Source organism: Bacillus sp. FSL P2-0099, from assembly GCF_038007445.1.
In the GTDB taxonomy this organism is placed as follows: Bacteria; Bacillota; Bacilli; order Bacillales; family Bacillaceae_G; genus Bacillus_A; species Bacillus_A mycoides.
This window is the reverse complement of record NZ_JBBOXE010000001.1, coordinates 351,754-371,829: the sequence shown is the minus strand read 5'-3', so window position 1 is coordinate 371,829 and position 20,076 is coordinate 351,754. Positions and strand designations below refer to the sequence as shown.

16 protein-coding genes and 1 riboswitch are annotated in these 20,076 nt (G+C 36.4%); of the genes, 6 read left to right on the top strand and 10 right to left on the bottom strand.

Annotation, left to right across the window (positions count from 1 at the left end; genetic code table 11):
• Positions 1 to 85: 85 nt before the first annotated feature.
• Positions 86 to 1,507, top strand: coding sequence for a Na+/H+ antiporter NhaC (gene nhaC, locus MKY90_RS01965; protein WP_002151541.1), 1,422 nt, complete (start codon positions 86 to 88; stop codon positions 1,505 to 1,507).
• On the opposite strand, the gene MKY90_RS01960 is transcribed toward nhaC, so the two are convergent.
• On the bottom strand, positions 1,504 to 2,781 hold the full coding sequence (locus MKY90_RS01960; protein ID WP_341090183.1) for a transcriptional regulator: 1,278 nt from the start codon (positions 2,779 to 2,781) through the stop codon (positions 1,504 to 1,506). The genes nhaC and MKY90_RS01960 overlap by 4 nt on opposite strands.
• A 93-nt stretch (positions 2,782 to 2,874) precedes the next feature.
• Between MKY90_RS01960 and MKY90_RS01955 the strand changes: the two genes are divergently transcribed.
• Complete coding sequence (locus MKY90_RS01955; protein ID WP_341090181.1) at positions 2,875 to 3,984, top strand: mandelate racemase/muconate lactonizing enzyme family protein; 1,110 nt, start codon at positions 2,875 to 2,877, stop codon at positions 3,982 to 3,984.
• A gap of 14 nt (positions 3,985 to 3,998) precedes the next feature.
• Positions 3,999 to 4,694 (top strand): N-acetyltransferase, encoded by a 696-nt coding sequence (locus MKY90_RS01950; RefSeq protein WP_078178035.1) that lies wholly within the window; start codon positions 3,999 to 4,001, stop codon positions 4,692 to 4,694.
• 69 nt (positions 4,695 to 4,763) lie between these two features.
• Here the strand turns inward: MKY90_RS01950 and MKY90_RS01945 are convergent, their stop codons facing one another.
• The 5 genes from MKY90_RS01945 to rlmD form a co-directional block, all read right to left on the bottom strand.
• Complete coding sequence (locus MKY90_RS01945; protein WP_078178034.1) at positions 4,764 to 5,471, bottom strand: M48 family metallopeptidase; 708 nt, start codon at positions 5,469 to 5,471, stop codon at positions 4,764 to 4,766.
• Positions 5,472 to 5,565: 94 nt separating this feature from the next.
• A complete protein-coding gene (locus MKY90_RS01940) occupies positions 5,566 to 6,084 on the bottom strand; it encodes a YehS family protein (RefSeq protein WP_003187106.1) in 519 nt (172 codons plus the stop codon).
• Between the two features lie 372 nt (positions 6,085 to 6,456).
• On the bottom strand, positions 6,457 to 8,475 hold the full coding sequence (locus MKY90_RS01935; RefSeq protein WP_002124915.1) for a GAF domain-containing sensor histidine kinase: 2,019 nt from the start codon (positions 8,473 to 8,475) through the stop codon (positions 6,457 to 6,459).
• A 214-nt stretch (positions 8,476 to 8,689) separates the two neighbouring features.
• Positions 8,690 to 9,679: a tRNA dihydrouridine synthase gene (locus MKY90_RS01930; protein WP_341090177.1), complete on the bottom strand. Its 990-nt coding sequence runs from the start codon at positions 9,677 to 9,679 to the stop codon at positions 8,690 to 8,692.
• Between the two features lie 201 nt (positions 9,680 to 9,880).
• Positions 9,881 to 11,257, bottom strand: coding sequence for a 23S rRNA (uracil(1939)-C(5))-methyltransferase RlmD (gene rlmD, locus MKY90_RS01925; protein WP_002124913.1), 1,377 nt, complete (start codon positions 11,255 to 11,257; stop codon positions 9,881 to 9,883).
• Between the two features lie 121 nt (positions 11,258 to 11,378).
• Positions 11,379 to 11,480: riboswitch (purine riboswitch) on the top strand.
• A 196-nt stretch (positions 11,481 to 11,676) separates the two neighbouring features.
• Here rlmD and MKY90_RS01920 point away from each other — a divergent pair.
• Positions 11,677 to 12,873: a NupC/NupG family nucleoside CNT transporter gene (locus MKY90_RS01920; RefSeq protein WP_002063580.1), complete on the top strand. Its 1,197-nt coding sequence runs from the start codon at positions 11,677 to 11,679 to the stop codon at positions 12,871 to 12,873.
• 51 nt (positions 12,874 to 12,924) lie between these two features.
• Here the strand turns inward: MKY90_RS01920 and MKY90_RS01915 are convergent, their stop codons facing one another.
• Positions 12,925 to 13,632 carry a hypothetical protein gene (locus MKY90_RS01915; RefSeq protein WP_002140208.1) on the bottom strand — a complete coding sequence of 236 codons (708 nt, stop codon included), beginning with the start codon at positions 13,630 to 13,632 and terminating at the stop codon, positions 12,925 to 12,927.
• A gap of 539 nt (positions 13,633 to 14,171) precedes the next feature.
• Between MKY90_RS01915 and MKY90_RS01910 the strand changes: the two genes are divergently transcribed.
• The gene (locus MKY90_RS01910) at positions 14,172 to 15,248 is read left to right on the top strand and encodes a polysaccharide deacetylase family protein (protein WP_215599089.1); all 1,077 of its coding nucleotides are present in this window, start codon (positions 14,172 to 14,174) and stop codon (positions 15,246 to 15,248) included.
• Between the two features lie 116 nt (positions 15,249 to 15,364).
• Entirely contained in the window at positions 15,365 to 16,594 is a 1,230-nt protein-coding gene (locus MKY90_RS01905) for an aminopeptidase (protein WP_002029496.1), read from the top strand.
• Positions 16,595 to 16,634: 40 nt separating this feature from the next.
• On the opposite strand, the gene MKY90_RS01900 is transcribed toward MKY90_RS01905, so the two are convergent.
• The 3 genes from MKY90_RS01900 to MKY90_RS01890 are packed head-to-tail and all read right to left on the bottom strand — an operon-like array spanning position 16,635 to position 19,817.
• Positions 16,635 to 16,958, bottom strand: a complete 324-nt coding sequence (locus tag MKY90_RS01900) for a DMT family transporter (protein WP_000263259.1) — start codon at positions 16,956 to 16,958, stop codon at positions 16,635 to 16,637.
• Positions 16,959 to 17,005: 47 nt separating this feature from the next.
• Positions 17,006 to 18,457: an NADP-dependent succinate-semialdehyde dehydrogenase gene (gabD, locus tag MKY90_RS01895; RefSeq protein ID WP_002124905.1), complete on the bottom strand. Its 1,452-nt coding sequence runs from the start codon at positions 18,455 to 18,457 to the stop codon at positions 17,006 to 17,008.
• On the bottom strand, positions 18,450 to 19,817 hold the full coding sequence (locus tag MKY90_RS01890; protein WP_098167874.1) for a sigma-54 interaction domain-containing protein: 1,368 nt from the start codon (positions 19,815 to 19,817) through the stop codon (positions 18,450 to 18,452). The genes gabD and MKY90_RS01890 overlap by 8 nt, the downstream gene beginning before the upstream one ends.
• Positions 19,818 to 20,076: the final 259 nt, after the last annotated feature.

Genomic DNA, 20,076 nt, shown 5'->3' with positions numbered 1-20,076 from the left:
TATCTATTTTTAGTTATTATAACTTAATAACGTCTATTTTGCGACAATTCTAAAAATACAAACATACATAATGAGGAGGCAGTTTATGAAAAGAGAAATACCTTTTGGCATAGCAATAATCCCTATTATCATTACAGTTGCAGTTATGATGGTTACAATTGTTGTATTAGAACAAAGCCCTCACGTCCCACTTATTATTGGTACAACCGTTGCTTCGATCGTCGCTTGGCGATACGGTTACAAATGGAATGACATTGAAGAATCGATGTATAAAGGAATTCGCCTTGCATTACCCGCTATCGTTATCATTATTCTTGTAGGTTTAACGATCGGTGCTTGGATTGGCGGCGGAATCGTCGCTACTATGATTTATTACGGCTTAAAACTTTTAACTCCATCACTATTTTTAGTTTCAATTACAATTATTTGTTCTATCGTTGCATTAGCAATCGGTAGCTCTTGGTCTACAATGGGAACAATCGGTGTTGCTGGAATGGGAATTGGCCTAAGTATGGGAATCCCAGCTCCAATGGTTGCCGGTGCTATAATTTCCGGTTCTTATTTTGGCGATAAAATGTCACCGCTTTCAGACACGACAAACTTAGCCGCAGGATTAACAAATACAGATTTATTCACACATATTCGTCACATGTTATTTACTACAATTCCAGGTTTAATTATTACTCTTATCGTTTATGCGTTCTTAGGAAGAAGCTTTGGCGATAACAATATTGATTCAAAAAGCATCGATCAAACGTTACAAGTATTGCAACAAAACTTTGTTATCTCACCTTTTCTATTAATTATACCAGTAGTTGTTATGGTATTGGTCGCTAAAAAAGTCCCTGCTATACCAGCTATTCTCGTAGGTGTTATTTTAGGATTCTTATCACAAGTCTTTATTCAAGGTGGCTCTGTCTCATCAGCTGTCGGTGCACTCCAAAGTGGATTTGTCATAGACACTGGAAACAAGTTAGTAGATGAACTATTTAACCGTGGTGGCTTAAGCTCTATGATGAATACAGTTTCTATGACAATTGTCGCTATGACTTTCGGCGGAGTACTAGAACATACTGGCATTCTTCGCTCAATTGTAAATCAAATTTTAAAATTAGCGACATCATCAAAAGGACTTATCGCTTCTACCATCGCATCTTGCTTTGCAACGAATCTTACTTGCTCTGAACAATATATTTCGATTGTTGTTCCTTCAAGAATGTATGCAAATGCGTACACAGAAAAAGGACTACATTCTAAAAATTTATCCAGAGCATTAGAAGATGGCGGAACATTAACTTCTGTTTTCGTACCTTGGAATACATGTGGTGTATTTATACTCGCAACACTTGGAGTCGGTGCATTCGAATATGCTCCTTATGCTATATTGAATTTCATCGTACCTATTATCTCAATCATTTATGGTATAACTGGCTTCACAATTACGAAGCTATCTGATATTGAAAAAGCAGACCTACTGAAAAAACAAAAAGCACAACTAGAAGCTTAAAATTTTCGAAACGAATACAACGGTAAATTCAGCTCATATATTGCACGAGGGCGCCCTTGTTGATAGGGCATTTCCTCGCCGCAAATATTGGCATATCTGTAATCAACTAATTTCTTTAACAGCCTTTCCGTCGATCGCCGAGTCACTTGTAAGTACTCAGAAAGATCCGCCGCTGTAAATTTCAATGATGGATGCGATTGACTAAACTGAATAATTTTTGACAAGTTTGCAGGACTAAGCTTCGTTTCCTTCGCTATTTTCATTAATTCAGGATTATCGTTTTTTAAACTTTGTACTCTCTGTTCTTTCGGGAACGGACCAAATAATTCTTTATCACTTGCTAGTATATAAAAGCAGCTTTCTATCGGATTATTCTTTGCGAAACCTCGAGCGATTTTTGCATTTTGTTCCGCTTCATTTACTGTTTTTCCGTAACCAAATCCAATAGATACTGCGCCTTCTATATTCATAAATAAACGATCTATCGTATTTGTTTTTATACTCAATTCAATATCACCACGAGTTGTATACAAAATAAAAGTCATTTCATCAACTTGTTTAAATGAACCACGTAATTCTTTTGAAATTACATTTAATTGTTCAAGCGAGCTTTCTTGTAACTCTATAAAGGATATAATACAAGCACCAACAGTAGCTGAATGGCTTTTTGCTAACTCAGCTTTTATTTTTGCATCTTTTAATCCATGTATAATTGATTGCGTTGGATCTATCATACGCTCTGAAGGAATACCTATTTTTTGAAGTTCATCGTAGACAGCGTGAATACTAGTTAAAGCTAAATCAGCCTCTCCTGATTGATATTTAGCTAAATGAAAATCAATGATTCTCTTAATTTCATCATTACTCCATAACACATTTTCATAATCCATCACTTGCGGAGTTTCTTTCAGACCGATATCATGGAACACATTTTTAATAAACGAACGATCTACTAAATCAATTGAAATTTTATGAGGTTGAATACTTTGATGATATATTATAGAAAGAAGTGAAGAAGCGACAGTTGTCTCGTCTTGCTGTAAGTACGTACTTGGAATTGGTAATTGTTCTCTTATTTCTTTTGCCATATAATAAGGTAGGGCACCCGAGAAAAAAATAACATCACAAGGTTTTAAACGCTTTAATAGTTCAGAAGATTCTGCCGGGTGAAGGTAAATATATGGATCAATCTCTATCTCTTCTAGTTTATGAGCAATAGGTAAAAGATTCTCCATAAACTCTTTTGAACCGACAACTGCAATTTTTATCATCATTTTCTCTAACTCCTTATCATTAATTAACGACTATTTAACGTCAACTATATCAAATGTACAAAACCATTGTAAACAGGAAGGGGTCTTTATTCAATGAAAATTACAGCTATTCACCTTTACGCAATTCGTTTACCGCTTCGCGATCCGTTTGTTATTAGTTATGGTTCTTATTCTGATATGCCTTCTATTATCGTCAAAATGGAAACAGATGAAGGCATTATCGGTTACGGTGAAGGCGTTGCTGATGATCACGTTACAGGTGAATCATGGAAAAGTACTTTCCATGTTTTAAAACATACACTAGCTCCTGCTCTAATTGGGAAAAATCCAATGAATATCGAAAAAATACACGATATGATGGACAATACAATTTACGGTATTCCTACTGCGAAAGCTGCGATTGATATCGCTTGTTTTGATATACTGGGTAAAAAACTAAATCAACCTGTATATCAATTAATTGGAGGACGCTACCATGAAGCATTTCCTGTCACTCACGTCTTAAGTATCGCCGATCCAGAAAATATGGCTGAAGAAGCAGCTTCCATGATTAAGAAAGGTTACCAATCTTTCAAAATGAAAGTCGGCACGAATGTAAAAGAAGATGTAAAACGAATTGAAGCTGTACGTGAACGTGTAGGAAATGATATCGCGATTCGTGTTGATGTAAACCAAGGCTGGAAAAATAGCGCAAACACATTAACAGCACTTCGTTCATTAGGACATTTAAACATCGACTGGATTGAACAACCTGTTGTAGCGGATGATATTGACGCAATGGCTCATATTCGTTCGAAAACAGATCTTCCGCTTATGATTGATGAAGGACTAAAAGGCTCTCGTGAAATGCGCCAAATTATTAAATTAGACGCAGCTGATAAAGTGAATATAAAACTAATGAAATGCGGCGGCATATATCCAGCTGTAAAACTCGCTCATCAAGCTGAAATGGCAGGCATTGAATGCCAAGTTGGATCCATGGTCGAATCATCTGTTGCCTCTTCCGCAGGATTCCATGTCGCTTTCTCAAAAAAAATCATTACTAGCGTCGAGCTAACAGGACCATTAAAATTCACGAAAGACATCGGAAACTTACATTACGACGTACCATTTATTCGCTTAAACGAAAAGCCGGGACTCGGCATTGAAATAAACGAAAATACATTACAAGAATTAACCGTCTTTCAAGACGTTGTACGCTAAAGGAGGACTAACACATGACGATTCTTTACGAAGGAAAATTAAAACAAAACAACGATTCATTTCACGTTACATTACTATCTTTAGAACATATGGAACAAATTTTATCATTACAAAACGTTATAGTTGAAGCGCTAGAAGATAAAGGTCGTTTACAACCACTCTCGCTAGAAGAATTTCAATACATTCTAGAAGGAAACGGCATGATGATCGGGGCGTTTATACAAAACGAGCTCATCGCATTTCGTGCCCTACTAGTCCCTCCTATCGACGATGAACATTTAGGGCTTGATATTGGTCTACCAGAAAGTCAGCTACACCGCGTCATCTATCAAGAAATCTCAAACGTTCATCCAAACTGTCGAGGAAATGGCATGCAAAAAATATTAGCCACAGTCATCATGGATGAATTACAAAAAGAAGACAGCCAGTACGACTATGTTTGTTGCACCGTTGCACCTTTTAACATTCCGAGTTTAAAAGATAAATTTGCGCAAGGGATGGAAATTGCTGCACTGAAGGAGAAGTATAGTGGTAGTATGCGGTATGTTTTTGTGAAGGAATTGCTTGGGGATAAGGAAAGAGATTGGTCGGATGTTAAGAGCGTTCCGATGAGTGATGCTGGTGGACAGCAGGCGTTGCTTTCGGAGGGGTATCGTGGGTATGCGATGGAGAGAATAGACGATACTTTCACTGCGAAGTTTGGACGATAATCTATGTACAAAGAGAACCCTAATTCATTAGGGTTCTACTTTATTTCATTCCACAATCTAAAGTAATAACTAAACCGTCATCTTCCAACTAGATAACGCTAACCAGTTTTCCATTTCCTTATAATCAGGCATTATCTTCCCGACAAGACGCCAAAAAGAGCGATCATGATTTAAATGAACCATATGACACATTTCATGAACAACTACATAATCAATTACCCTCTGAGGTGCCATTGCTAGCTTCCAATTAAACGTTAACTGTAAATTTGAATCACAAGTTCCCCACGTACGACTACTATCTGTAATACGAATAGAACGTGGTTTTGTTTTAAAATTACTTTGATGCGCTTTAATACTCTTCTCTACTAATGCCTTGCACTGCTTATAGTAAAATCGTTTTAAAGCCTGCTGGATTTTCTCATCCTTAAGCTCATTCACATAAATGTGTAGCTTATCCCCTTCAAAAACTGCATTGTCTTGCGTAATACTTGCATCTTGAGAAATCTGTATCGGATACGTATTCCCTAAATACAGAAAGCCCTCGCCTTGATCATAATCCTTTTCCTTTGGACCAAGCGCTCGCTCCTGCATTTCCTTACGTGTTTTCTGAATCCAATCCCATTTCTCCTCTAGCAGCTGGACTAAGTATTCAACAGGTGTTCCCTTTGGAGCTTGCACTTCCACATTTCCGTACGAATCTACAAAAAGACGCACCGACTTTTTCTTCTTATAAGTTATATGAAAATTAATTGTCTCACCTAAATATGTATGTACCATTTCATCACCTAGTGTATTATTTTACAAATAAAAAAGAATAGGACACAAACGCCCTACTCTATCTATTATATCATTTACTGCTTTAACAAACTTATTATCCTCTATACTTTACAGCCAATCCCTTAATGAAATTCCTTGCGTATCTATCGCCGCACTCTTTGTAATGCTTATGGCCTTTCTTTCTTAATAAAGCGCCTAACTCTCCTTTTGTTACGATGACGCCTACGCTGTCTAATATATCAAGCACATCTTCACTCGTTAAAGATAGTGCTATTTTCATTTTCTTTAAAAGAAGGTTATTGGCACTCTCCTTGCTCTGTACAGGTGCCGGTTGCCCTGGTTTCGGATCTTGCTTCCCTCTTTTTAAAGTAATAAATCCATTTAAAAATGCCTCTAGCATCATCATGTCGCATGTTAATACGTACTCATCTTCGATTACATCATCATTTTCAGCTTCATGTTGTGGACTTCTCTTTACTTTTGTAAGCATATCAAGTACGTCCTCTTTCGTTACTTCCATCCCGCCAAGTTCAAAGATTTCTACCATATCTATATCTCTTATATCTAAAGCGTATCTTACTCTTTTTAATATATCGTTGTTGCTCATTGCCATTGTATTTCCTCCTGAAATGTTGATTATAGTAATGCTTTTAGCATGTATAAATTAATATCGTTAAGTTATTACTTTAACATTTTAGAGGTAGGTTTTGTAGTCTTAGGTGGATTAATGCTTTTGGGGATGATTTTAAAACAGCAAAAAAGGATGGGATAATCGCGCAAAATTACGGATGGGGATTTACTATTAATTAACACACTTAAAAATGGACTAACCTGATATAGGTTAGTCCATTTTTATGCAACTCTAATTTAGTGGGCAACTCAAACATGAATGTTACGCAAAATTCAGGTGAAATATATTGATTGTGTTTACTTAGGTTTTCCTTTTTATTTGTGGTACGGTTCACCGTAACTAATCTAAATGAGGTTATTGTTCATTATTTTCATAATTAAATTTAACAAAAAAGGTAGTGCCTTCCGAGCCTGTTTGAATTTCTATTTTCGCATTATGCCGGGTAGCAATAGCATAACATACGCCTAATCCCAATCCAGTTCCATTATCTTTGGTCGTGTAAAATGGAGTACCCAGTTTCTCTAATACTTCAGGCCTGATACCTTTTCCTTGATCCCGCACTGCAAGCACCACACAATTTTGACATTCCTTGTAGGTGCTAATGGTTAGAATTTTCCCTGTGCTCATCGCTTCTAAGCCATTACGGTATAGGTTTATTAATAATTGCCGTATCTCATTACGATTTAAAAGTAATTCTGGAATGTCATTTGTATCGACTTGAATATATTTATTTTGATTATACGTATCAATCTTTATTAAAGGAATAATATCGTGGATAATTGAATTTAAATCTAACATCTGCAAATCCGATTTCTTTGTATTACCCATTGAGAGAAATTCAGTAATAATAGAATTGGCACGGTCAAGTTCTTCAATCATTAATTTAAAGTACTTATTATGTTTCTCATAGGTGTGCTCTTCTTTTAATAACTGCAAAAACCCTCGTACTGTTGTCATTGGATTTCTGATCTCATGGCTGATACCTGCTGCCATTTGTCCTATTAAATCTATGTTGGATAACCTTTTCAATTCCTGCTCATATTGCTTTTTTTCCGTTATGTTTTTAAAAATACAACAAATACCATCATCATACGGGTATGCAATAACTTCGTGCCAATATTCATCAGAGATAGAAAAAAATTCGAAATGAACTGTAATTCGCTCTGACATTGCACGATGAAATTCCTTATACATAACTGCGTCGACGCTACTCGGGAAGACCTCCCATATATTCTTACCTAATACATCTTTTGCTGTTTTTCTTTGTGGAAAATATTGATGCTTATTTACGTACGTGAATTCCCATTTATTATTCAAAGTAAAGAATCCATCCGTAATAATTTCAATCACACTTGTAACTTTTTCATTAGCAGCAGCTAGTTCCCTCGTTCGCTCTTCCACCATGCTTTCAAGTTGATCCATATATAACAAGTTTGAAAACGTAGGAGCTGTGGCATCAACGATAGATTTTGCCAGTTGAATTTGGGAATTATCGTAATTGTGAGCTTTTCCCTCTTTGCCCACGACGATTACCCCTAATACTTCTCCCATTGAAACCAATGGAATCATCAGTAGACCCTTACTATCTATATTTTTTGTTTGAATAACCTCTTGGATCTTGGCTTCATAGCTTTTCTCCATCCAATCCGCTTCTGTCCAATCACAGTCCTTGCTTAACTTCGTTGTTTTAATCGTTGTTTTGTCTATCGGGTCTAAAAGGTGGGCAGCCATGTTTTTACTCTCTAAAATCTGTCCTAAGTAAAAAAAACATTTATCAAAACTCTCCTGTATCGAGGAACACATTGATAACTCACGGGTAACATCTAGTAACAGCTGCTTCTCGGCAATAAGGTTTTCCTTTTGTGTTAAATTATTTGCGTTTTGAATTGCGACCGCAGCCATATTTACATAAGCTTCAACACTTTGAATTTCTGAATCTGTTAAGTTCATTGGAGCTCCATAATCAAATAAAAAAACCAGACCAAATAACTCTTGCCCAAATGAGATAGGCAGGGCTAATAAGGACTTAATTTTGAACGCATCAACTGGTCTCGGATCCGGCCGATGATCCTTTGAGGTATCAGGGATAGAGATGGTTTTTTTGGTTTCAATAACTTCTTTTGCCAGTAAGTCTATTTCAGGATCAATTACCTGAGTATCGAGCGTTACGCCATTTATGGTCTCTGGTTTTCCTGCAAACCCTCTAAATGTTCCATCTTCCTGGGGTAAATAAATTCCAACAGCGTTGCACCTAACAATCTCCTCTGATATCGCCATTGTTACACGCTGCAATACTTCACGTAGTTCTAATTTTGTATTTATTATTTTTGTTATATTCGCGAGCCTAGAATATCTCGTCTGATCACTTAACATTCACATAGCCTCCAAGTTATAGGCATAATAAAATAAACATGATAATATCAGTGAAAATCAAGACCAACCTGCCATTTTCAATTTTCTCCTGTATTCTTTTCTTACCCTTGTTTTACATAGAATACCTCACTTACTTATGATACGGTTCACCTTAATTAAAATGGAACAAACACTCATAAAATCGCTACACCCTATCCCCTCTAACTTTCAAAAGTTACACTGTTTCACTATCTCCATCCTTATCAACACTCGCCTCAAACTTATCAAGCAACGCACGCACTTCATCAGTTGATTTCGTGTTCATCAATTGATTTCTTAGTTCAGCAGCTCCAGGGAATCCTTTTACATAAATTTTGAAGAAGCGATGAAGCCCTGTGATTGAACGTGGTAGTACTTCTGCATATTGATCTTGAAGGTCAAGCTGCAGTCTTAAAAGGTCAAGGTGTTCTTGACTGCTATGCTCTCTCGGTTCTTTTTCAAAGGCAAACGGATTTTTAAAGATTCCTCGTCCAATCATAACGCCATCAATACCGTATTTTTCAGCAAGTTCCATTCCAGTTTGACGGTCAGGAATGTCTCCATTGATTGTTATTAGCGTATTTGGTGCGATACGGTCACGTAATTTTTTAATTTCCGGAATTAGTTCCCAGTGCGCATCTACTTGGCTCATTTCTTCTCTTGTACGTAAGTGAATAGAAAGGTTCGCAATATCTTGTTTAAAAATGTGCGTTAACCAATCCTCCCACTCGCTTAACTCTTTAAAGCCAAGTCGTGTTTTTACGCTGACAGGTAGTCCGCCCGCTTTTGCTGCTTGAATAAGTTCTGCCGCAACGTCTGGACGTAGAATAAGACCACTACCTTTTCCTCTTGATGCTACGTTCGGTACAGGGCAGCCCATATTAATATCAATACCTTTAAATCCTAACTCTGCCATACCAATACTCATTTGACGGAAATATTCAGGATTATCTCCCCAAATATGCGCCACTATCGGTTGCTCATCTTCTGTAAAAATTAAACGGCCACGTACACTTTTCATACCTTCTGGATGACAATAGCTATCCGAGTTTGTAAACTCTGTGAAAAATACATCCGGTCGCCCAGCTTCACTTACTACGTGACGGAAAACAACATCTGTCACATCTTCCATTGGTGCAAGTACGAAAAATGGTCGTGGTAAATCATTCCAAAAATTATCTATCATTTCAAATTCAAATCCTCTCAATATGAATACAATTTCAAACTCTCAATTTAAAAATATAAAGCCAAATAGCAAAAGTACATTTGGACATTTATATTTTGTGAAAATCAGCAATATTCATTTTAACTAAAATCGTTGCTGAATGGTATTTTTATAAACCAAAAAGCAGATGGTATAGATTTTTCTATATCAACTGCTTTTTTATTATACCAACTTAAGCCAAGTCACACACTCTACATGAGTCGTATGCGGGAACATATCAACAGGCTGTACTTCCTGTGTTTTATATCCGCCTTCTTCTAGCACTTTTAAGTCGCGTGCTAATGTTGCTGGGTTACACGATACATATACGACGCGCTTTGGCTTCATGTCGATGATTGTGTTTAGTAATGCTTCATCACAGCCTTTACGCGGTGGGTCTACGACCATTGTGTCGGCGATTACGCCTTCTTTGTACCATTTTGGAATGACTACTTCTGCTTCTCCTACGCCAAATTCAGCGTTTGTCATGTTGTTTAGTGCTGCGTTTCGGTTTGCGTCTTCGATTGCTTCTGGGACGATTTCAACGCCGTACACTTTTTTCGCTTTTTGTGCTAGGAATAAGGAGATTGATCCAATTCCGCAATAGGCATCAATTACTGTTTCGTTACCATTTAATTTTGCGTATTCTAACGTTTTATCGTATAGCACTTTCGTTTGTTCTGGGTTTACTTGATAGAATGAACGTGCTGAAATCGCGAATTTAATGTCACCGATAAAGTCATAAATATATTCTGATCCGTACAGTACTGTCGTTTTGTCTCCGAAAATAACGTTTGTACGTTTCGTGTTTACGTTTTGAACGATTGATTTTACTTCTGGGAATTTCGCTGCGATTTCTTCAATGATTGCTTCTTTATTTGGCAATTCAGCTGTACGTGTAATAAAGACAAGCATAATTTCCCCTGTTACTTGTCCGTAGCGAGCCATTACGTGGCGAAGTGTTCCTTTGTTACGCTCTTCATTGTAAGCCGAAATACCGTGCTTTTCACAAATACGTTTTACTTCTTGAATTAATGTATCGTTTTCTTCCGCCTGAATTAAGCATGATTCCATATTAATGATGTCATGCGTTCCTTGACGATAGAAACCAGCTACAAGTCCACCTTCACGTTCTCCAATTGGCACTTGTGCTTTATTGCGGTATACCCACGGGTTTTTCATTCCAAGTACAGGATGAACAGGAACATCACTTAATCCACCGATGCGCTGCATAACGTCACGTACTTGTTTTTCTTTCGCTTTTAATTGTCCTTCATATGTTAAGTGCTGAAGTTGACAACCTCCGCACTCGTTGTACACGGGGCATTCTGCATCTTTACGATATGGACTTTCTTGATGAAGCTTCATTAAACGACCGAACGCGAAGTTTTTCTTCACTTTAATAATTTTAATTTGCGCTTCTTCACCTGGTAATCCGTTTTTTACGAAAATAGGATATCCCTTCACTTTCGCAACACCGGCACCATCATGTGTTAAATCTTCAAACACTACATCTATAAACTCGTTTTTTTCAACTGGTGGCGTCATTTTTATACTCATTTTCCGACCTCTCTTTTTCATAACACTGCGTTACATTTTATCATACTTATATGGTCTATTTCTATTGGAAGAAAAAAAGCTATTGACGATAGTTCTCTAGTAATGTTACGCTACTACTAATTTAATACGGACGATGTTACCTCATATATAGTCGATAATATGGATCGAGAGTTTCTACCCGGCAACCTTAAATTGCTGGACTATGGGGAAAACTAATGAATATTAGCCTATGTATAAAAAAGACTCCTATTGATTAGCTTTCTCTCATAGATGAAAGTGAATCCATAGGGTCTTTTTTTTATTTTTCAAAAAGGTCAGACATCTTACGTATGACATGAAACTTCCATTACTTTATTTTTAGTAATATAACGAGCGTTTTATGTAAAAACTTTATACGAACTTCTGAAAGGGGCAACTACATGCAATATGTAATGAGCATTATCGGTATTCTTGTCGTTTTAGGTTTATGCTTTGCTTTGTCAAACAACAAAAGTAAAATCAACTTCCGTGCAATTGCTATTATGATTGGTTTCCAAATTTTAATCGGTTGGTTTATGTTTGGCACAAAAATTGGTCAACAAATTATCATCTTCATTAGTAAAGTTTTCAACAAACTAATTAAACTCGGTACGACAGGTGTCGATTTTCTCTTTAATGGAATTCAAAGAGATTTTGTCTTTTTCTTAAATGTATTATTAATTATCGTATTTTTCTCAGCACTACTTTCTATCTTTAGTTATTTAGGTGTTTTACCATTCATCGTTCGCGTTGTCGGCGGTGCAATTTCAAAAATTACTGGTTTACCACGCGTTGAATCATTCCACGCAGTAAACTCTGTATTCTTCGGTTCAAGTGAAGCGTTAATCGTTATTAAAAACGATTTACAGCATTTTAATAAAAACCGTATGTTTATCATTTGTTGTTCTGCGATGAGCTCAGTTTCTGCTTCTGTTACAGCATCATACGTAATGATGTTAGATGCGAAATATGTACTAGCAGCTCTTCCACTAAACTTATTCTCAAGCTTAATCGTTTGTTCGTTATTAACACCAGTTGATACGAAAAAGGAAGATGAAGTGATTCAAAAATTTGATAGAACTCTATTCGGAGACAGCTTTATCGGCGCTATGATTAACGGTGCGCTTGATGGTTTAAAAGTAGCTGGTATCGTTGCCGCATTAATGATCGCCTTTATCGGTGTTATGGAAGTTGTAAACTATGTAATCAGCGCTGCTTCAGGTGCAATGGGATATGCTGTTACTTTACAACAAATCTTCGGTTATATACTTGCTCCATTCGCATTCTTAATGGGTATCCCAACTCATGATATTATCCCAGCTGGTGGTATTATGGGTACGAAGATTGTATTAAACGAGTTTGTAGCAATCCTTGATTTAAAAGGCGCTGCCGCAACATTAGATCCACGTACAGTTGGAATCGTTACTGTATTCTTAATTAGCTTCGCAAGTATTAGCCAAATTGGTGCAATCGTTGGTACAATCCGTGCCCTTTCTGAAAAGCAAGGAAGCATCGTATCAAAATTCGGTTGGAAAATGCTATTTGCATCAACACTTGCTTCTATTTTATCTGCAACAATCGCTGGATTGTTTATTTAATAAAAAATCACCTTCGCTTAGACAGCAAGGTGATTTTTTTATTATCATCATTTAAGAAACTGAAGAAAACTCTAATGCCTCTTCCTTATTAATAATTTCTCCCTTATATTCACCTTTCACCGAAATATCAATAATTGATTTATTTCCTGTTTCCATTTTCCCTAAAGAAAACATATATATTAAGTCATCTTTTTTTAACATCCATTGTTTTCCGTGCCAAGGACCAGTTAACTTCTGTTCTGGCGATGCCAGTATTTCTCCAAAATATTCACATTCGCCTAGAGATGTTTTTACTGTATTCTTCTCCGTATCAATAACTATATATTTAAGAAGTTTTATACTTTCACTTGAAAAAATCTCTACTTCATGGTCACTTTTTTTCTTGAATTTCAGCTTTCCATCCTTTGTATTAACCAATTTACTTTGATCAATTGCATTTAGTACAAACTCATACTCTTCTTTTGTAACACCGAAATTAGGATGATATGGAAAACTTTTTTTCTCTGCATGCTCTTCTACGTATTTTAAATACCATTCCATATTATTCACTAGATGCTCTCTCATTCTTTGACCAATATTCCCTACCTTTTTAAGAGCATCTGGATCCATCTCTAATGTCATAATATCCGCCGTCACTTCCGCATTCATAAGATGCGGCGGAATATACTCTTCCACACTATTCGCTTTACTCGTTTCACTTTGACAACCGACTATGAATAGCGATATGAGAAGGATATATACTATTTTTTTATATTTCATTTCTATTCTCCACTCCATACATCATTCTTACTTAAATTTATAGCGGTTTTATTATAGTCCAAAACCCTTATATTTTAATATAAACTACTCTACATATGCAAAATTGCATATTAATAAACCTTTCTCTTACTTTAAAATTAACTTAAATCTTTTACCAAAATATACAAATTACAAATGAACAATGTTATAATTTGTAAAAAAATACATTGGAGGATATTATGAAAGCTCACGCCCTTTTCGACTTCTTACACTTACTAGTTTTAAGCATGAAAAGCTATTATGTATGGGGAATACCTATCTATGTCTTTATTATTCCTCTCATTTTTGTAGTAGGTTATATTATTATCAATTCCAATAAGAAACGAAAGAATACATCGATTCAAAGTCATTAATCTATCGCCTAATAGCTCCTCCTAAAAATCATATTCCCCTCATTTTCTTCAAATGATATGATGAACAAGGGTATATCCCCACCTCTCTTATAGCGGTGGGGATTTTAATGTAAGCATGCAACATAATACACAATAGAAGGTGATTTTATGAGAAAATACGCAGCGATTGCTTTATGTACATCTGCCATTCTAGCAGGATGTAATACTAGCAATGTAGAGCCTAAAAAAGAAAAAAAGGTTCAAGAGGTTAAGAAACAAGAAGAGACGGTGCGGGAACAAGGTAAAATTTCTTATAATCTAATTACGCACGAATCTACAAACGCAAATATTCATATTACAGACATAAAAGATTCTTTAACCGAAGTACAATATAAAATTTGGCGCACTGCTGATGGAAAGGAAAGTGCCAAATCCTTTTCTTCTAAAGAGAAAAATCAACAATTTACACTTCCCTTTGATATAAAAGAATTTGAAGGAAAACGCGGTGAATATCAAATTGAAGCTACAGGAACAACAGAGGGCGGAAAAACTATTCCACTTACGAAATCTACTATTACTTTCGAGCAAAAAGTTCCTGTTCTTATGTACCACGCAATTGACGATTATCATGGACAAGGTATTAAAGATTTATTCGTATCACCCGCTAACTTTGAAGCACAAATGAAGTATTTAAAAGACAATGGTTATACATTATTAACATTTGAACGCTGGAGCGATATAAATAAAGTAAACAAGCCGATTTTCGTTACATTTGATGACGGTATGAAAAATAATATGAATGCATTTCGCATTTTACAAAAGCTAAAAGATGATACTTTTAAACCAACGGCAACGGAATATATGATTGTTGATAACGTTGATGTAGAAGGTGCCCTTTCTACATCTGAAATAAAAGAAATGGTTGATTCAGGTATTTTTTCTGTACAATCTCACACAGCAACACACGCAGACTTGCCGAAAATTACAAACTATGATGAAGAGTTAAAAGGATCAAAAGAAAAGCTAGAGAAAATAACAGGTAAGCCTGTTATCTCAATTGCTTATCCTTTCGGTCATGTAGATGATAAAGTTATCGCAGAAACAAAGAAACACTATCAATTTGCAACAACAACGAAGCCTGGACAATTCATTACGAAGGGTGAACCTGATGAGTTGTTAAAAATGAAGCGTGTTCGCATACACCATACAACGACTGTAGAACAATTTGCTTCTTCGATTAAATAACTATTAGAGTTCAATACATTTTGAGCTCTCTTTTTACGTTATATTTATATATATTTTTAGAATTTTCTTGTATTATATATAGTAAGAAATCTTTCAAACTAAAGGAGATTATACATATGTCATTTGAACAAACGTTAGAGAAATATGCTGCCCTTGCAGTCAATGTTGGTGTTAATATTCAACCCGGACAAACTTTATCAATCAGTGCACCTCTTGAGGCTGTACAGTTTGTACGCCTAGTTACAGAAAAAGCATATAAATCTGGTGCAAAACACGTGTATGTTGATTGGAATGATGAGACGTTAACACGCTTAAAGTTCGATCTAGCTCCTGAAGAAGCTTTCTCTGAATTCCCTTCTTGGAAAGCAAATGCTCGTGAAGAATTAGCAAAAGAAGGCGCTGCATTTATGTCCATCTATGCAGAGAATCCTGATCTATTAAAAGGTGTAGAACCAAAGAAAATTGCAACAGCTCATAAAGTAGCTGGAGAAGCGATGAAAGTATACCGTGATTATGTACAAGCAGATAAAGTAAGCTGGTGTGTAATTTCTGTTCCTACGAAAGAATGGGCTGCAAAAGTATTCCCTGACGTAGCGCCAGAAGAACAAGAAACAAAGCTATGGGATGCTATCTTCAAAGCTACTCGTGCTGATTTAGAAAATCCTGTGGAAGCATGGAAAGAACATGATGAAACACTACATACAAAAGTAGATTACTTAAACGAAAAACATTATAAAGCTCTTCACTATACAGGCCCTGGAACAGACTTAACAATCGAACTTCCAGAGAAGCATGTATGGGCTGGTGCTGGTAGCTTAAATGAAAAGAACGTAGCATTTATGGCTAACATTCCAACTGAAGAAGTATTTACAATGCCTCTTAAAACAGGTGTGAACGGCCAAGTATCTAGCACAAAACCGTTAGCATTTGCAGGTAACATTATTGATAACTTCACGTTAACATTTGAAAACGGACGTATCGTAGACTATAAAGCTGAATCTGGTGAAGAGGCTTTAAAACATTTAGTAGAAACAGATGAAGGTTCTCACTTCTTAGGCGAAGTAGCTTTAGTACCTCATGATTCACCAATTTCAAACACAAATATTTTATTCTACAATACGCTATTTGATGAAAATGCATCTTGCCACCTTGCAATCGGAAATGCTTATGCATTTAACTTAGTTGGCGGAAAAACAATGTCTAAAGAAGAACTTGCTGAAAATGGCGCAAATGCTAGTATTACACACGAAGACTTCATGATTGGATCAGCTGAGCTTGATATCGACGGCATTACAGCTGATGGAAGACATGAGCCGATCTTCCGTAAAGGTAACTGGGCGTTTTAATAAAAATAAAAGGCTATCTTCCACGCCGGAAGATAGCCTTTTATGATGCCGATGACACTTTCAGTCCAATTACTCCTAAAACAATAAAGAGAATACAAAATGCTTGGAATAAATTAATATGCTCTTTAAAAAAGTACACACTAATGATTGTAATAAGTAGCGTTCCCACACCAGACCAAATTGCATAAGCAATGCTTAAATGAATCTTTTTAACAACGATAGCAAACACGCTGAAACAAATTCCATAGAATACGAAAATAAGTACACTTGGAACAAGCTTTGTTAAACCGTTCGATAACTTCATCGCAATCGTTCCAGCTACTTCAAAAATAATTGTTACGAGTAATAATAGCCAATATACCATACTAGAATCTCCTTCTCTGTTACCTTATAGAGATTCTAGTATACTACTTATAGTCCTAACGAAATATATTTAATTTCTAAATATTCCTCGATACCGAAATGGCCTCCTTCACGGCCGATACCACTTTCTTTAAAGCCCCCAAATGGTGCTTGTGCAACTGATGGAAGGCCATCGTTTAAGCCGATAATTCCGTACTCTAACGCTTCACTAATTTGGAATGCTTGGCTAATATCTTTTGTGAAAATATAAGCAGCCAAGCCATATGGTGTATTATTTGCTCGTTCGATTACTTCTTCAACTGTTTTAAATTTCGCAACTGGTGCAACCGGTCCAAATGTTTCTTCATTCATACAAAGCATCTTGTCATTTGCCAATCCAATTACTGTTGGCTGAATGAAATAACCATCTAACTCTGCAAATTTATGGCCACCGTATAAAACTTCTCCGCCCTTTTGAATTGCATCTTCAATATGTTCTTGTACTTTCGAAACTGCATTCGCATCAATAAGTGGACCTACAGTTGTTCCTTCGCCGAATCCATCTCCGACTTTCAGCTGCTCTACAGCTGTTGTGAACTTCCCTGCAAATTCTTCATACACTTCTTCTTGAACAAAGATGCGGTTTGTACATATACACGTTTGTCCTGCGTTACGGAATTTCGAACCAATTACCGCTTCTACCGCCTTATCTAAATCAGCATCATTCATAACAATAAATGGAGCGTGACCACCTAATTCAAGCGAAACCTTTTTCATCGTTTGCGCAGCGCTAGCCATTAATTCTTTTCCAATTTCAGTTGATCCTGTAAAGGAAACTTTTCGAACGCGCTCATCTTCCATCCACGTATCAGCAATTGCTTTTGCACTACCTGTTACAATATTTATTACACCTTTTGGAATATCTGCTTCATGTGCTAATTCAACTAACTTCAATGCAGTTAATGGCGTTTGACTCGCTGGTTTCACAACTGCCGTACAGCCTGCTGCAAGTGCTGGAGCTACCTTTCTCGTAATCATAGCAGCCGGGAAATTCCAAGGCGTAATAGCTGCCATAACCCCAACTGGTTGCTTCATAACTAAAATACGCTTATTCGGATGAGAAGCAGGAATCATTTCACCGTATATTCGCTTTCCTTCTTCTGCGTACCATTCAACAAAACTATTTGCATAATTCACTTCACCAAGTGCTTCTGCAAACGGCTTCCCTTGCTCTCTCGTCATGATTGCTGCAATTTCTTCTTTATTTTCATCAATGAGCGTGAACCATTTTTTTAACTTTACTGCGCGATCCGCTGCCGTTAATTTTGACCATAATTTAAAAGCCTCATGTGCAGCATCAACTGCTTGCTTTGCCTCTGTAATCCCGCCCTTTGGTACAGTTGCAAATACTTCCTTTGTCGCTGGATTATTCACTTCGATTTGTTCTTGCAGTGTAATCCACTCACCATTTATATACATCGCTTTTTTATCTAAGTTTACGAACGTCGCTTTTTTATCCAATGTTTTCTTCCTCCTCTATAAACTTCTTAATTTTCCTAGTAGCAGCAGATTGACTTATTTGCAAAAACTCAGCCACTTTATAACTTGATCCATACGTTTTATACGCTTTAAGAATAATATTTCTCTCTACCTCTTCCAGCATTCTATAAAGACTTTGTCCAGATTGTTCAACTGTTGCCTCTTGCATAGATAGTGGCAAATCTTCTACCGTTACAAAATCATCAGCAGTGATAACAATTCGTTCAATTACATTTTCAATCTCTCTATTATTTCCTTCCCAAGGGTACCCTACAAACATTTGTAACGTACTAGGTGCTAACTTCACATCACGTCCGTACTTTTTATTAAAATGCTGTAAATAATGATAGATGAGCGGCAAAATGTCTTCTGTTCTCTCCCGAAGTGGCGGAATTGAAATTGGAATGACATTCAGACGATAGTATAAATCTTTCCGGAATGTTCCTTGTTTCACCATCGTACTTAAATCTCTATTTGTTGCCGCTACAATTCTAACGTCCACCTTTTTTAATTCTCTTCCGCCTATAGGACGAAACGTTTTTTCTTGCAATACTTGCAAAAGCTTCGCTTGAATTTCAAGCGGCATTTCACCAATTTCATCTAAGAAAAGAGTTCCTTTATGCGCTGATTCTAATAGCCCCTTTTTCCCTTCACGATTTGCACCTGTAAAAGACCCACCTGAATATCCAAAAAGCTCAGATTCGATTAAATTCGTCGGCAATGCCGCACAATTAATTTCATAGAAACTTTCATTCTTCCGGTGACTCACTTCATGCAAATGGCATACTAATCGGCTTTTCCCCACACCAGTCTCACCTAATACGAGAACAGTACTATCTACTACAGATACTTTTTTTATTGTTTCGATTATTTTTTGCATAGCGATACTTTTAAAAATAAGTCCTTCGTGTTCATATGTTTCTCTTAATTCTTTTTTATATGTTTTTAACTGATTATCCATTTCCTCTACCTTTTGACGTAATTGATAGAGTTCTGTAAGATCACGAGAATAACTAATCACTCTTCTTAAATTTCCCTCATCATCAAAAACAGGCCTTGTACGAACATGCAAATACTCTCCTGATTTCGTTGTTTGAACAAGTTCAACTGGCCTTTTCTTTTCAATTACTTCTAACGTTGCAGACGGATAAAAAATCCCTTCTTTTTGTAGTTCTTTTACATGCTTTCCTACTAATTCCTTAGCAGAGAGCTGGTAATGTCTTTCACACATGCTATTTACACGTACAACGATTCCTTTATCATCCGTAACAAAAATTTCGTCAAATGCATATTCAAATACATCTTGTAAATCCATCAACACTCGTTCCTTTTCTGCAACCATCCTAGCCACCCCTTACTTTAAATCCATCGATTCACTCCACTACCTTTATTATAAAGTGAATTTTCTGCATTTTATATAGAGTAAGCTAGAATGTTTTCAATTTGTTATTTATACAAATCTATTTATATTTTTTCAACACATAATTCGCTGCCTTGAAAAATACAGAATGCCATCGCAACCACACCCTCACTTTGTTTTAGCTTGGCATGGGGCAGGAAAAGGGGCTGACCGATTCTATGCATGGCCAGATGCTCTCTTT

Bases quoted from the DNA above. Each gene is read 5' to 3' on its own strand.
- MKY90_RS01905 (WP_002029496.1), top strand. From the start codon at position 15,365: ATGTCATTTGAACAAACGTTAGAGAAATATGCTGCCCTTGCAGTCAAT.
- MKY90_RS01930 (WP_341090177.1), bottom strand. From the start codon at position 9,679: ATGATAGATAATTTTTGGAATGATTTACCACGACCATTTTTCGTACTT.
- MKY90_RS01915 (WP_002140208.1), bottom strand. From the start codon at position 13,632: ATGAAATATAAAAAAATAGTATATATCCTTCTCATATCGCTATTCATA.
- MKY90_RS01890 (WP_098167874.1), bottom strand. From the start codon at position 19,817: ATGGTTGCAGAAAAGGAACGAGTGTTGATGGATTTACAAGATGTATTT.
- MKY90_RS01960 (WP_341090183.1), bottom strand. From the start codon at position 2,781: ATGATGATAAAAATTGCAGTTGTCGGTTCAAAAGAGTTTATGGAGAAT.
- MKY90_RS01940 (WP_003187106.1), bottom strand. From the start codon at position 6,084: ATGGCAATGAGCAACAACGATATATTAAAAAGAGTAAGATACGCTTTA.
- MKY90_RS01950 (WP_078178035.1), top strand. From the start codon at position 3,999: ATGACGATTCTTTACGAAGGAAAATTAAAACAAAACAACGATTCATTT.
- MKY90_RS01910 (WP_215599089.1), top strand. From the start codon at position 14,172: ATGAGAAAATACGCAGCGATTGCTTTATGTACATCTGCCATTCTAGCA.
- MKY90_RS01920 (WP_002063580.1), top strand. From the start codon at position 11,677: ATGCAATATGTAATGAGCATTATCGGTATTCTTGTCGTTTTAGGTTTA.
- nhaC (WP_002151541.1), top strand. From the start codon at position 86: ATGAAAAGAGAAATACCTTTTGGCATAGCAATAATCCCTATTATCATT.
- MKY90_RS01955 (WP_341090181.1), top strand. From the start codon at position 2,875: ATGAAAATTACAGCTATTCACCTTTACGCAATTCGTTTACCGCTTCGC.
- MKY90_RS01935 (WP_002124915.1), bottom strand. From the start codon at position 8,475: ATGTTAAGTGATCAGACGAGATATTCTAGGCTCGCGAATATAACAAAA.
- rlmD (WP_002124913.1), bottom strand. From the start codon at position 11,257: ATGAGTATAAAAATGACGCCACCAGTTGAAAAAAACGAGTTTATAGAT.
- MKY90_RS01945 (WP_078178034.1), bottom strand. From the start codon at position 5,471: ATGGTACATACATATTTAGGTGAGACAATTAATTTTCATATAACTTAT.
- MKY90_RS01900 (WP_000263259.1), bottom strand. From the start codon at position 16,958: ATGGTATATTGGCTATTATTACTCGTAACAATTATTTTTGAAGTAGCT.